The organism is Vibrio ichthyoenteri ATCC 700023 (assembly GCF_000222605.1).
In the GTDB taxonomy this organism is placed as follows: domain Bacteria; phylum Pseudomonadota; class Gammaproteobacteria; order Enterobacterales; family Vibrionaceae; genus Vibrio; species Vibrio ichthyoenteri.
Genome location: NZ_AFWF01000030.1, coordinates 1 through 13,042, shown reverse-complemented (window position 1 = coordinate 13,042; position 13,042 = coordinate 1). Strand labels below are relative to the sequence as shown.

The window sequence follows — 13,042 nt, the reverse complement described above, 5'->3', positions numbered from 1 at the left end:
TTAGCGATCACTACAAGCTATTCGTGACAGGCTAACTTAACAGTGAATTACACTGGCCATTTAAGCGCAAAAACAAAGAGCAACCAGGTTCTGTAATTTTATTACAAAACCAGATTGTTAGAAATCACCACAGAATAAAACACCAGTACAAGTCATTGTTTATTAATTAATTTTGTAAAATCCCTTCATTTACGCTGAGTTTCTTTGATTGGATGTTTTAACGAAAAACGGCGAGTGTCACTTTTGTTTTGTTCGATAAAGTGGGAGGAATTGGCGAGATTATAAGGAAGGGATGATTTATAGTGCGTTAGCGTTATAAACAACAAAGACAAAAAAAGGCAGTCTCCTGCCCTATTCTATTGTTGCTTGTTTTCAGCATCTTGTTTCGCGTTCTCGCGAATTTGCGTTGCGACAATCTTGATCGCTTCAGCAGTGCTAATACCCTGTGTCATCAGCTTCTGAATTTCTTCTACTGCTTTTTGTTGTTCTTCGTGGCTTAGGCTTAAATCATCAAACATAAAAAAGGCTCCTAAAAATAGGAGCCGACTATAGTATTAATTAGCGCAGATTGCTAGTAACTCGTCAGGAAGTTTACGTACGCACCCATTGAGTTTTCGTTGGTGTAACTTGCACCGATATCCATCTGGAAAAGATTGAGTGGCGACAATCCAATACCGGCAGTCACAGTGCCATCGAGATCATCATAGGCTAGATTTTTCTTCCAACCTGCACGCAGTTTAAGTTGGCGAAGAATATCAATCTCACCACCAACACGAATCATTTGTGTATTGTCATCAAAGTTTTTGTAGCGCTCTTCTTCTTTAAGGTCGTAATCCACACTTAACGTGAAATAATCCGCCACTATCCCCGCACCCACCGTATATTGCGGTGACATTTCGTATTGGTAAGAAATACTCGAACCATCAACGCGAGACGTGATCGTTTTAGTTTCAATATCACGAGAAATTAAATTGGTGGCAGAGATACCTGCACGGAACGGACCATAGAACCAAAGAAAACCAGCATCCATGTTGAACATGGTTTCTGCTTCACCGTTTTCACGTAGATCTTTCAGATCGTAGTTGGTTAAGCTTGCTTCATAGACATAAGTATAGACGCGTTGCATTTTTGGTGTGATACCAAAAGAGATATGCTGGCCCATAAAGGTTTGGTATTTCGCTAATGAAATACCCGCTTCCGCAACACCAACTGTTACCGCGCGCACTGAGCTTTTGGCGATGTTTTCTGCGTCAGTACCACCAGTAGCAATATCAGCCACGGCGTAAGATTCAGTATATAGCTTACCAAAGGCATTGGCGGCAATGTATTGGTTTGGAATAGCAAACGCGACCACACCACCAAGATCAAACTTTAGATTGTCGCCTTTAAGTTGGTCGAATGCTTTTTGATAATTTGCGCTATCACCGGTTTTAATGACATTTTCAGCATACTCAAGGTCGTCGACAAATGTACCCGTGTCGGTGTAATTGAAACCAATACTTGGGGTAATCATGCCCACATCATCGTTACGACGATAAATCGCCGTTAGTGCTGGGTTGTAAAATGGGGCAGTTAGGAAATTAGCAGAAACAACACCCACTCCACCCATTGCATCGCCACGGGCTTCAACGGCATAGTTCGCGGCGTAGCTGCTGCTTGCGGCAACAACTAAAGTAAGAGGTAATAGTTTTAATACGGTTTTCATATCGATAATTTTTCGTTGTGAGCGTTGGACTTATATCGACATATTCTCTCTTATCTTTAGCTATTCCTCTACAGAAACATCATACGTTTTACTGATAATTTGCGCTTGTTCAACCATTACCTTACCTTGCCAACGGCGATGAACCATAGATACGGCTAATACATAGCGACCTGCATCAATTTCATCGTTGGGTAACGAGGTCGGATAGTCCGATTCATAGTTACCACTCCATACCTGGTTATAAGTACCGTCAACGTAGTCGTATAAAGCGGCATTCAGTTTTGGTAAAGGGCAATTTGGATTAAGCAATGCGTGTTTTTCTACCTGCCAATGATCTTTCGAAGACCAACGAACGGTCATATTGGCTTGTGGATCTCCCAATACCAACCATGAACTCCACGATTCATTATCTTTTGTGACTACATCAATACGATACAGCCCCATTGGGAGTTTGTTATTGATATTGTAACGTTTAGAGTAAGTGCTGATACCTGATTGATTGTTTTCACGCACGATATCGAGTGTATTGTCATTGGATATCACTTTGTCTACCCAACGAGCCATCGTGATATCAGCGATTTCACGGTGAGTTTGAACTTCCACGGTCGCCCGAAAAGCATCACGCCCCGGGCTTTGAATCTCAGTTCGTTTTACCACCACCCCTTTAAGCCATTCAGGTAGTGTTTTATCGTCTAAGCTTTTGCCACAATCGACTTCCAGCGATTGTAGAAGCAAATCATTCAAATGAGGTTTGAGTGTAACGTTGTCTTCTAACTGCCATACTTCAACAAGTGATGAGAACATCGCATTCAAATCACCCACTAAGAGATGTTTATGGGTTTGGGTTAACGGTGAATTGCTGTCAAACCACGGTACACCATCTGCGGCAAGAGGAGCACTGATCAGTGCTCCCATCATGAATAATGATTTTGGTATCATGCTTTCATCTTGTAACCAACACCACGAAGCGTTTCTATTTCTAAGCCTGGTAGCTTTTGACGCAACTGCAGTACGTGCGTATCAACGGTTCGGGTTGTCGGAAAATGGTTATAGCCCCACACGTGATCGAGTAATTCATCGCGTGTAAACACTCGGCCTAAGTTGCTGGCTAAAAATAGCAACAAATCAAACTCTGTGCGTGTTAGTGTCACTTGAAGATCATTAAAGAAGACTTCACGTGTACTCTTATCAATTAACAAGTTCTCGGTTGTTACTTTGCTATCATCTTGCTCTTGGCCATCAGGGGCACGTAGTTGAGCACGAATGCGAGCAAACAGTTCTGCTTCAGCAAATGGTTTGGTTAAGTAGTCATTAGCACCTGAATCAAGGCCTGCAACTTTGTCTTTTACCGTCACGAGCGCTGTCAGCAAAATCACTGGGATCTCTTTGATCGCTTTCCACTGACCCAAATGAGAAACTGAGTCACCATCTGGTAGTTGGCGATCAAGGATCACAAGATCGGATTTCGCCCAATACTGTTCGACATCTGCAATTGTTTCGGCATGAAAGCACTCGTAACCGGCTTGTTCTAAGCTGACTAGTAAGCCATCAGCAAGGTTTTTGTCGTCTTCAACGAGAAGCAGTGTCTGTTTCACAAGGTATCTCCAATATAAACGTTGTCGGTGGCCCAATGAGAGTCATTTTTCCTCCCATACGCCCCACCATAGAGTCAACGATAGTCAAGCCCAAGCCTAGACCACTCTTACTAACAAAAGGTTTGCGCACTTGGCGCCAATCTTTTTGCGTTAAAAGTCCTTGGTCTATCACGCTGAACGTAATTTTATTTTTGGATGTTTTCACATCCAGCTTAATCGGTTTAACTCCATATTTAACCGCGTTTCGAATTAGATTGTCGATGCACGTGCCTAGCCAGTAGACATTAAGTTTGGCGGCAATATCATGATTGATTGCAAAATCAATCGGTGCGTTAAACTCTTCTTCGATCTTATACTCTAACCACTCAGCGACAGATGGTACCCATTCTGACGCCAGCGGTTTGTTATCAGACTGCAAATAATCTTTACTTGCCTCTGCTAATTGTCTCAATCTTCGAGAATCTTCGCATAATCGGCGAAATTCATCGTAAACAGATTCAGGGAGTCGCTCAAATTCTCGTCTAAACCCTTCCACCGTGAGGGATAGACTGGCAATTGGAGTGCGTAATTCATGTGTTAAAATCTGTAGCACCAACATGCGACTTTGCATGTCACGTCGCTTGGTATTCCAGCGATAAATTGACCAGCCGATCACCAATAGAATATTGGCGATAACCAATGCCACCATGCTAATTCTTAAAATATCAGCATGGTCTTCAACATCCCAACATATGTTACCACGTTGCACAAAACAGGTCGCGGAACTACCGCCGCTTGATAAGCTCAAACCTGATCGTGTTACGTTTTTGCTCCATATCGATTCAGGATAGATGTAATAACTGTCGTTCTTACGCAGCCATAAATCTTCGTCTTCGATAAACATACTCGCGCCTGAGATTAAAGCAATAACGGTTTCTTCACTCATGCGCTGCAAACGACCGAGCAGTGTGTTTTCTGCTGCAAATGGTCGTTCTTTAATATGCATATACTGCTCGAGTGCTTCAACCTCTGACGGATGCGTTACGACGTAACGATTTGCATAGGTGCCGCCGCCAGGATGGATGAGGCCACTACGCGCAAACCATGTTGGGCTTAACGTGTTGTTTTTACACATCGCTCGCGTAAAGACCAGCGGTTCTGTTACCAAAGGGCTAAGCGGTAGCTTGCCTGTACAGGTGACCGATAACTGATAAAGGCGCTGAATATCTTTTAGTGGGTAACTCGATGTTTGCGGCAGCATCGACTCAGGAGTTAGCAATCGAGTAGGATAATCTGACTGCAATACGCGAATATCATATGAGACTGAAGCTTCCGACGTTTTGAATAAATTTACAAATTTATCAATACGTTCAGGTAAAGAATCAGCATTAGCGCTCCATGAGATTGCGCTTAATGGGATTAACAGCGATTTGATGATTATGTGTTTCAAAGCAAAAACTTATTAAATCAACTATTTACCACTACAATGCCTGATTATGGCAAAAATTGACATTGAAAATGTAATATTCGTGTCAATTATGCAATGGTGGACGAGTTCTTATCGCCCTGCTCTTTTGATTCAAATAGAGCGCTATGTGGCGTCAGAAAGGAAAAAGGCCAGCAAACGTGCTGGCCTTTGTTATTCGCGTAAAGCTTATAATGCTTTAGCAATCGCGTCTACACTCTCTTTCGCATCACCAAATAGCATTTGGGTATTTTCTTTAAAGAACAGTGGGTTTTGAACACCAGCGTAACCGGTATTCATTGAACGCTTGAATACGATTACATCTTTCGCATTCCAAACTTCCAACACTGGCATTCCTGCAATTGGACTGTTTGGATCTTCAAGTGCCGCTGGGTTTACTGTATCGTTCGCACCAATTATCAAAACAACGTCTGTTTGTGGGAAATCGTCGTTGATTTCATCCATCTCTAACACGATGTCGTATGGTACTTTCGCTTCAGCAAGCAACACGTTCATGTGACCAGGTAGTCGACCCGCAACAGGGTGAATACCAAAGCGCACTTCAACGCCTTGGGCGCGAAGTTTTTCAGTGATCTCGTGCACTGGGTATTGTGCTTGCGCTACCGCCATGCCGTATCCAGGAGTGATGATTACTGATTTAGCATTTTTCAGCATATCAGCCACATCTTCCGCATTGGTTTCACGGTGTTCACCGTACTCTTCATCGCTAGAGACAACGACTTCTTGACCAAAGCCACCAGCAATAACACTGATAAACGAACGGTTCATTGCCTTACACATGATGTATGAAAGGATCGCACCTGACGAACCAACCAATGCACCGGTTACGATCAGAAGATCGTTTGCTAGCATGAAACCTGCCGCCGCCGCTGCCCAACCTGAGTAAGAGTTCAACATTGATACCACAACTGGCATATCAGCACCGCCGATTGAAGCCACAAGGTGGTAACCAAATACGAACGCGATCAACGTCATGAAGATAAGGGCAAACATACTGCCATCAGCTTTAACGAAGTAGATCATCAGCAACGTTGAAACAACAATCGCAGCCAAGTTCATTTTGTGTTTGTGTGGTAGGTTAAGCGCAGAAGATGAAATCACACCGCGCAGTTTACCAAACGCAACAATTGAACCGGTAAACGTCACAGCACCGATAAACACGCCTAAGAACACTTCCACAAGGTGGATAACGTGTTCAGCGTGTGTTGCGGCCACTGGTGCATCTAAGTAACTGTTGAAACCTACTAACACCGCCGCCATACCAACAAAGCTGTGTAGGATCGCAACTAATTCCGGCATTTCGGTCATTTCTACTTTCTTCGCGTAGAAAATACCGATTGAGCCACCGATTGCCATCGCAATGATAACCCATACTGTACCGCTTGCTTCTGGGTTAAAGATCGTTGCGATCAAAGCGATCGTCATACCAGCAATACCGTAGTAGTTACCAGCGCGTGCAGATTCCTGCTTTGATAGCCCCGCAAGGCTCATGATAAAGAATAAGGCAGCAACAATGTAAGCTGCTTGTACTAGTCCTGCAGACATTCCTTGTAACTCCTATTAGTTCTTACGGAACATTTCAAGCATGCGCTTGGTAACGGTAAACCCGCCAAAGATGTTGATACTGGCAATCAGTACTGCAATGAATGACAAGAACGTCACCACACCATTGCCTTGACCGATTTGCAGTAATGCACCCACAACAATAATGCCTGAGATCGCATTAGTTACTGACATAAGAGGAGTATGCAGCGAGTGGCTAACATTCCATACAACGTAGTAACCCACCACACACGCCAATACGAATACCGTAAAGTGTGCTAGGAATGCAGCAGGAGCGACAGACGCAACCCAGCCAAAAGCGGCAACCGCAACACCTAAGCCAACAAACTTCTTAACAGGAGAAACCGGCTCGGCCTCTTTCTTTGGTACTGGTGCTGGCGCAGCTTTTTGTTCTGGCTGTGCAGAAACTTGAATCGGTGGCGCAGGCCACGTCACTTCGCCTTCTTTTACAACGGTAACACCACGTAGAACCACATCTTCGAAGTCGATATCAATGTTGCCATCTTTTTCTTTGCAAAGAAGCTTCATTAGGTTTACGAGGTTGGTTGAATATAGCTGAGATGATTGCGTTGGTAGACGGCCAACCATATCGGTATAGCCCACAACCTTAACGCCATTCGCTGTTGTAATGACTTGATCCGCTACGGTGTACTCACAGTTACCACCGTTGGCCGCTGCAAGGTCAACGATAACGCTGCCCGCTTTCATGCTATCGACCATCTCTTTGGTGATTAGCTTCGGTGCCGGACGGCCTGGAATAAGCGCGGTAGTTACAATGATATCAACATCTTTGGCTTGCTCAGCGTACAGCTCAGCAGCTTTTTTGTTGAAATCATCAGACATTTCTTTCGCGTAGCCATCGCCTGAGCCTGAGTTTTCTTGAAAATCCACTTCCAAGAACTCTGCACCCATTGATTGCACTTGCTCTTTTACTTCCGGACGTACGTCAAACGCACGCACGATAGCACCTAAGCTACCCGCAGCACCGATAGCAGCAAGACCGGCAACACCCGCACCAGCAACCAAAACTTTCGCCGGCGGAACTTTACCTGCGGCTGTAATTTGACCGGTAAAGAAACGACCAAATTCATGAGCGGCTTCAACCACTGCACGGTAACCAGCAATGTTTGCCATAGAGGACAGCGCATCAAGAGCTTGAGCTCGCGAAATACGAGGAACCGCATCCATCGCCATTACATTGATATTTTTACTTGAAAGCTTTTCCATAAGCTCAGCATTTTGTGCCGGCCAAATGAAACTGACTAAGGTTGCGCCCTCTTTAAGAAGTGCAAATTCATCAATACCCTTGTCAGTATCCGCGATAGGCGCGTTTACTTTGAAGATGATGTCTGACGACCAAGCTTCTTCAGCTGAAACCACTTTGGCTCCGGCAGATTCAAAAGCGGCATTGTCAAAACTTGCTAACGCCCCTGCTTGAGATTCAACAACCACGTCGAATCCCAGTTTAATAAGCTGCTCAACCGATTTCGGCGATGCAGCAACTCGCGTTTCGCCTGCGAGTATTTCTTTTGGCACACCAATTTGCATAGCTATTCCTTGACTATTGGCACAATGATTATTCTGTTTTTATCTAACGGGCGTATGAAATACAAGCTTTTTGTAATAAAAAAACAAAATTTCATTACATATAACCGAAAGCAATCCCCTATTTTGCAATTTTGCATGTAATGAAACAACACCAATCAACCTGAACAGAGGTCAAACCAGGTCGCAAAAACGGATAAAAAAACAGTTACTTACTCTTGTGACACAAAAAAAGAAACCATCAGCATAGCGGCTAATGGTTCTTCAATGTATGACATCTATCAATTACGTAAAGATCTAATCGAAAATATTCGTACCCATTTGGTCGATAAACATTTGCGCTTTCTTGAGCATGAATTCATCAGCATCAGATCGAGAAGAAAGAACATCCGATCGAATAAAGCGATGGGTTTTGATTTCACCTTCGATCTCTTTTTCAATTCTGCCGGCGATACGGTACTGGCCTGCTTCTGCGATCGCTTCTTGATAGATGAGGAAGCCCTTATATTCTACCGGTTCAACTTGCACTTCTACCGTTGGCTTTTTGCTGCCAAATAAGCGAGAGAATAACCCCACCTTAACTCCTTAACTTTTCTTGTTAGACTAACTTTTAACGATTGAGCGATGATAACGTATTTTAAACAGCGTATAGCGTAACAAGGTACTGCTATTTAGGTATCAATGGTTTTTCAAACCACTCCAATTCAGCGTCTTCATCAAAACGAGACTTACTATAGCTCACAGGCAAATCCTCTTCTCGCAACTTACGTCGATCATCTACTATCATCGATTTGGCTGACTCTACTGCAATATTTGCATAGCTTTTGAGTATCATCAGACGTTCTTCAGAAAGTGTCGAGAGAAAATCGATATCGTGTCGGATATACACCGGTCTAAGCTGATTAAGTGCCAAACAGGCAAGGTCAGCCAGTTGGTCGTTATCAAAAGACTCTGTAAACTCTGATTGAGCCAATACCTGACCTACTAATGTTTCCATATAGTTGTGAACATCAACACTGATCTGCATACGCACTGCTCCTACAAATAAATCGCTTAATTTACACCCGCATTTTAACAAAAATGCTTTAAAACCAGATTAATAGCAATAACTAAGTTACTCAAATTCTAGCTCAGGCCTGTTATTTGTGCGGAAATCTTCGCAATTGTTTACATTAAGACGCATTTTCCAGTGATTATTTGGCCAAAATACTTGGAAAATCATCAGATAACGTTATCCTTGTGATTGTTGTTAACATTGTATCTTTGATGATAAAGGCGTAGTTCATGTCGTTTTCTTTGGTCACGTCAAATTGGTTCCGGTTTGCGTTTCCGCTTCTGCTGTTATTGATGATTGCTCTTGGCATGAATAACGTTTCTGCTTTGATTGAAGCAAATGAAACGGTCAGTACTAGCCTTCCCTATATTCTCTTTATCTCAACAATTCTTCTAAGCCACGCGTTTAAGCAAAGCCGATGCGCGATGGTTGCAACCGCATTGCTCGTCTCATATTGGATCATCCAAACAAGGCTACAAAGCCCATTATCGACGGGAACGACGCTATTAGAGTTGTCGCTGTTAGCGTTGTTACAACCTATTGCATGTATGATCATCTACATGTTCAAAGATAATAGTGTTCGAAGCCGCAGTTTCGTCATCTATTTGTTGGTGTTAGCGTTGTTTGTGCTGTGGTGTGAATTGATCCTCAGCCATTTCTACGCGGGCGGATTTAGCGACATAAGCGAGACTTTCTTATTTGTGGTACCAGAAATCTCTCGCTTGCCTTTTGTATTAGTGCTGTATCTAGTCGCACTCTCGTTATCGAGCGCTATTATTGTTTTACGTCATAACCGAATCATCGACGCTGCAATTTATTCAGCCATCTTATTGACCTCCGTTACCTTCGTCTTTTTCCATGTCCCTTACGTGTCGAGCTCTATGTTTGTTATCTCTGGGATTTTATTGTTGGTCTATCTCATCTCTGCGAGTTACGAGTTAGCTTTTAATGATCGACTAACAGGCATCCCGGGCCGACTAGCACTTGAATCTGACATGAAGCATTTGGGCCGCAAGTACACCATCGCAATGTTGGATATCGACCACTTTAAATCGTTCAATGATACTTACGGCCATGACACCGGTGACGACGTATTGAAATTAGTGGCGACCAAATTAGGCGAAGTGGGTGGCAATGCCAAAGTGTATCGCTATGGTGGTGAAGAGTTTACTGTCTTGTTCAAAGGTAAAACGGTCGATGACGCATGGGATTATTTGGAAGACTTACGCATTAGTATTGAAGAGTACGAATTGGTACTTCGTAATAGACCTACACGTCCCAAAGACAATAAAGAAGGCCATAAAAAACGTGGCGGTCGCAAAGCACAAGACAAGGTATCCTTAACCATTAGTATCGGGGTGGCGGATAGTCTCGAAGTCAGAGATACCAAGAAAGTCTTAAAGTCAGCCGACCAAGCACTCTACAAAGCCAAAAAAGGTGGCCGAAACTGCGTGAAAGCAGCTTAGCCTCTAGGGATTTAGGAGCGATGGAACTGCGGTTCTACTGAACTACTGGTTTATGGATTAGTCTTGATTGAAGAACAAGACAATACTGCCACCTTTTAGGCGGCTATCGTAATTTAAGTTAAAGCCAATACCAATGTTATCAATCCAACTGGATTTGAACGGTGGCGTCATAAGCCATCCCACCGATGTTTCGTAGTAGTAATGAGTGCCCATTGGTTCTTCAGTATCGCCCCCAAGATCAATACGCTTGATGCTCGAATAGAGTGATTGAACGCTTCTACCCCATTTTGTCATGTTGTAAAACGCTTCCAAACCGTTAGCGACGTACCACCCGTGAGGGTTGCCAACATCACCATTATTCGCTTCACCCCAACCACGACCATAGAAGTAATGAACAGCACTGGTCGCGTTCCAACTGCCCCAGTCTCGTTCGCGGTTGTATTTGAGTTCAACGTGCGGTTCTAAAGTGGTTGCCCACGCCGAAGTATTGAACACGACGCCATCTAATGCGGGTTTGACATACTGATTAGAGGCATCTGAGTTGTAGTTATGCTCGTTGCGAAAATATTGTAAGTGTAAACCTAAACCAGGAGTAAGTTGCCACTCTTCGTTGATCTTATATTGATAACGATAGGCTGAAAAAGCCCCCAACACGACTTCCCTTTGTGTATCGTCATTTTCCACACCACGAATAACCACATATTGATTTGAAACCAAGGCCGATAAGCGGAAAAATAACTGCGATTTATGCATCGCCTCTTCATCGCTGATATCAATGGTGAATGGCAGTGCGGAAACGGCGAAGCGCTGGCGTAAATCAATAGAGTCTGCTGAACCTAGGTTTTCATTGTCGATGTTGAGCCATTCATTGGGATCAAAGTCGTGTACACCGAGTGTCAGCACATCACTGTCGGTCATTACTATTGCAGCAGAGAATGCTTGTTCAAGATAAGATTGAACTTGTGAGTGCCCTTCGCGGGCAGATACGCTCGGCGTAGTGCATAGCAATGCACTCGCCATTAGGGTCAGTTTTTTCATGTTTAAAATTTGCGGTTGCGCGTTCTTCGAGCGTATTAATTATGATTCTTGGTATTCCATTGAAGGGTCATAAATCACGTAACGGTCTCTACCTTGGTGTTTAGCTTGATACAATGCACAATCCGCCATGTGATAAAGCTGTTCAATGGTTTCGCGACCGGTCGGTTGAATACTTGCTACGCCCTGTGACACCGTCACACAGCCAGAAACTTTGCTGAATTCGTGCCTCACTTCAAGTTCAGCAATGCATTCTTTGATCCGCTGCGCATGAATTTCGGCTTGATAGACATCACTGTGACCAAGTAACACGACAAACTCTTCGCCGCCGTAACGGCCCACCACTTCACCGTTTCGCACAAACAGATGGTTTAAAGCAGCAGCAAGTTGGATTAAACATTTGTCGCCTTCAATATGGCCGTAATTGTCGTTGTAGAGTTTAAAAAAGTCTACATCTAATAGTATGACGGTTAGCGAAACCGAGTGACGACCATGCACCGAAATCATTTCTTTTAGCTTTTGGTCTACGTCGCGTCGATTACGCACTTTTGTCAGGCCATCTTCACTGGCGAGCTTTTCCAGTTCTTGATTTGCTTTGGCAAGGTCTGCTGATTTTTGGTTGAGTTGGCGTCGCATAAAAGCAATGCGCTGCATCGCAATCAATTTCGCTTTCAATACCAATCTGTCGACAGGTTTGATCAAATAGTCGTCACCGCCTGCTTCTATCGCATCGGCAATCATCTGTGGGGCATCATGGCCGCTAAGAAAGATAATAGGAATCCACTCCGGATAATACTCACGTATTTTTGAGGAGACTTCAAAGCCGTTCATGTCGGGCATCGTGATATCAAGTAACACGAGATCGGGAGAGAATTGCGGATAAAGCTCTAATGCCATCGCACCTGAACTCGCCATTTCAACAATATGCCTTAGTTGTTTAAGCCGAACCGCTAATTGCATCCTTTCCATCTGCACATCGTCAACGAGCAATATTTTCATAGGAGATCCTGTTTTTTCCACATTCTATTCCTGTTCTGAAACGACCTGACAAATCAGTTGCTTAATAAGCATACATTAGGACCTTGTATTCATCCACCGAGGTTGACATTTTTTGCAGAAAAACTAGCATAGCGCGGAATATACAATTAAAAGAGAAAACGCTATGTCTGACGTAACTCCGAATGAGAAAAAAATCGTCGATCTATCAACAGTTTCAGCTGAACTTCGTCAAGTAATCGAATTTGACGGTGTTCCAGAAGCAATGTACGAAATGGTCGTATCTATTCATGAAGTTTCTGAAGAAGCAGTTCGTGGCTCTTGGGATCAATTACCAAAAAGTGCACAAAACATTCTAGATAACTTTGAGCAGTTCCACGCTCTAGTTTCTGTAAGCCAAGCATTTGCAGGCTTGAACGTAATGGAAGAGTTCCCGACTCTAAACCTACCAAAAGACATGACTGACGCAGAGAAAGACGACTACCGCGCTTCTCTACTTGATCAAGTTCTACACAACTGTGTGAAAGATATGGTTAAACAGCTTAAAAAAGCTCGTCGCGACCCTATCCTAAAACGTGATTTTACTGACGTTTACGCGAAGTAATTATCACCGTTAAT

13 protein-coding genes are annotated in these 13,042 nt (G+C 43.6%); 2 read left to right on the top strand and 11 right to left on the bottom strand.

Going from position 1 to position 13,042, the window contains the following annotated elements:
• Nucleotides 1-356: 356 nt before the first annotated feature.
• The 9 genes from RH85_RS22180 to RH85_RS03185 form a co-directional block, all read right to left on the bottom strand.
• On the bottom strand, nt 357-518 hold the full coding sequence (locus tag RH85_RS22180; RefSeq protein WP_006710759.1) for a YoaH family protein: 162 nt from the start codon (nt 516-518) through the stop codon (nt 357-359).
• A 53-nt stretch (nt 519-571) separates the two neighbouring features.
• The gene (locus tag RH85_RS03220) at nt 572-1,705 is read right to left on the bottom strand and encodes a conjugal transfer protein TraF (protein WP_006710758.1); all 1,134 of its coding nucleotides are present in this window, start codon (nt 1,703-1,705) and stop codon (nt 572-574) included.
• 60 nt (nt 1,706-1,765) lie between these two features.
• On the bottom strand, nt 1,766-2,644 hold the full coding sequence (locus tag RH85_RS03215; RefSeq protein WP_006710757.1) for a DUF2861 family protein: 879 nt from the start codon (nt 2,642-2,644) through the stop codon (nt 1,766-1,768).
• Nucleotides 2,641-3,300 (bottom strand): response regulator transcription factor VxrB, encoded by a 660-nt coding sequence (gene vxrB / locus RH85_RS03210; RefSeq protein WP_006710756.1) that lies wholly within the window; start codon nt 3,298-3,300, stop codon nt 2,641-2,643. The genes RH85_RS03215 and vxrB overlap by 4 nt, the downstream gene beginning before the upstream one ends.
• A complete protein-coding gene (gene vxrA / locus RH85_RS03205) occupies nt 3,275-4,729 on the bottom strand; it encodes a sensor histidine kinase VxrA (RefSeq protein WP_006710755.1) in 1,455 nt (484 codons plus the stop codon). Before vxrA ends, vxrB begins: the two co-directional genes overlap by 26 nt.
• Before the next feature lie 204 nt (nt 4,730-4,933).
• Nucleotides 4,934-6,310, bottom strand: coding sequence for a Re/Si-specific NAD(P)(+) transhydrogenase subunit beta (gene pntB, locus RH85_RS03200; protein ID WP_006710754.1), 1,377 nt, complete (start codon nt 6,308-6,310; stop codon nt 4,934-4,936).
• A gap of 15 nt (nt 6,311-6,325) precedes the next feature.
• Nucleotides 6,326-7,876 (bottom strand): Re/Si-specific NAD(P)(+) transhydrogenase subunit alpha, encoded by a 1,551-nt coding sequence (locus RH85_RS03195; protein ID WP_006710753.1) that lies wholly within the window; start codon nt 7,874-7,876, stop codon nt 6,326-6,328.
• A gap of 294 nt (nt 7,877-8,170) precedes the next feature.
• Nucleotides 8,171-8,449 carry an HlyU family transcriptional regulator gene (locus RH85_RS03190; RefSeq protein ID WP_006710752.1) on the bottom strand — a complete coding sequence of 93 codons (279 nt, stop codon included), beginning with the start codon at nt 8,447-8,449 and terminating at the stop codon, nt 8,171-8,173.
• 91 nt (nt 8,450-8,540) lie between these two features.
• Nucleotides 8,541-8,900 (bottom strand): late competence development ComFB family protein, encoded by a 360-nt coding sequence (locus RH85_RS03185; RefSeq protein WP_006710751.1) that lies wholly within the window; start codon nt 8,898-8,900, stop codon nt 8,541-8,543.
• Between the two features lie 257 nt (nt 8,901-9,157).
• Here RH85_RS03185 and RH85_RS03180 point away from each other — a divergent pair, with 257 nt between their 5' ends.
• Nucleotides 9,158-10,393: a GGDEF domain-containing protein gene (locus RH85_RS03180; protein WP_006710750.1), complete on the top strand. Its 1,236-nt coding sequence runs from the start codon at nt 9,158-9,160 to the stop codon at nt 10,391-10,393.
• A 57-nt stretch (nt 10,394-10,450) separates the two neighbouring features.
• Here RH85_RS03180 and RH85_RS03175 read toward each other — a convergent pair whose 3' ends face one another.
• Both RH85_RS03175 and RH85_RS03170 read right to left on the bottom strand, forming a co-directional pair.
• On the bottom strand, nt 10,451-11,431 hold the full coding sequence (locus tag RH85_RS03175) for a Solitary outer membrane autotransporter beta-barrel domain (RefSeq protein ID WP_006710749.1): 981 nt from the start codon (nt 11,429-11,431) through the stop codon (nt 10,451-10,453).
• Nucleotides 11,432-11,470: 39 nt separating this feature from the next.
• On the bottom strand, nt 11,471-12,427 hold the full coding sequence (locus RH85_RS03170; protein WP_039948478.1) for a GGDEF domain-containing response regulator: 957 nt from the start codon (nt 12,425-12,427) through the stop codon (nt 11,471-11,473).
• 163 nt (nt 12,428-12,590) lie between these two features.
• On the opposite strand from RH85_RS03170, the gene RH85_RS03165 reads away from it, so the two are divergent.
• A complete protein-coding gene (locus RH85_RS03165) occupies nt 12,591-13,028 on the top strand; it encodes a DUF3069 domain-containing protein (protein ID WP_006710747.1) in 438 nt (145 codons plus the stop codon).
• Nucleotides 13,029-13,042: the final 14 nt, after the last annotated feature.

Excerpts from the sequence above, each read along its gene's own strand:
- RH85_RS22180 (WP_006710759.1), bottom strand. The coding sequence starts at position 518 with ATGTTTGATGATTTAAGCCTAAGCCACGAAGAACAACAAAAAGCAGTA.
- RH85_RS03220 (WP_006710758.1), bottom strand. The coding sequence starts at position 1,705 with ATGAAAACCGTATTAAAACTATTACCTCTTACTTTAGTTGTTGCCGCA.
- RH85_RS03215 (WP_006710757.1), bottom strand. The coding sequence starts at position 2,644 with ATGATACCAAAATCATTATTCATGATGGGAGCACTGATCAGTGCTCCT.
- pntB (WP_006710754.1), bottom strand. The coding sequence starts at position 6,310 with ATGTCTGCAGGACTAGTACAAGCAGCTTACATTGTTGCTGCCTTATTC.
- RH85_RS03195 (WP_006710753.1), bottom strand. The coding sequence starts at position 7,876 with ATGCAAATTGGTGTGCCAAAAGAAATACTCGCAGGCGAAACGCGAGTT.
- RH85_RS03185 (WP_006710751.1), bottom strand. The coding sequence starts at position 8,900 with ATGCAGATCAGTGTTGATGTTCACAACTATATGGAAACATTAGTAGGT.
- RH85_RS03180 (WP_006710750.1), top strand. The coding sequence starts at position 9,158 with ATGTCGTTTTCTTTGGTCACGTCAAATTGGTTCCGGTTTGCGTTTCCG.
- RH85_RS03175 (WP_006710749.1), bottom strand. The coding sequence starts at position 11,431 with ATGAAAAAACTGACCCTAATGGCGAGTGCATTGCTATGCACTACGCCG.
- RH85_RS03170 (WP_039948478.1), bottom strand. The coding sequence starts at position 12,427 with ATGAAAATATTGCTCGTTGACGATGTGCAGATGGAAAGGATGCAATTA.
- RH85_RS03165 (WP_006710747.1), top strand. The coding sequence starts at position 12,591 with ATGTCTGACGTAACTCCGAATGAGAAAAAAATCGTCGATCTATCAACA.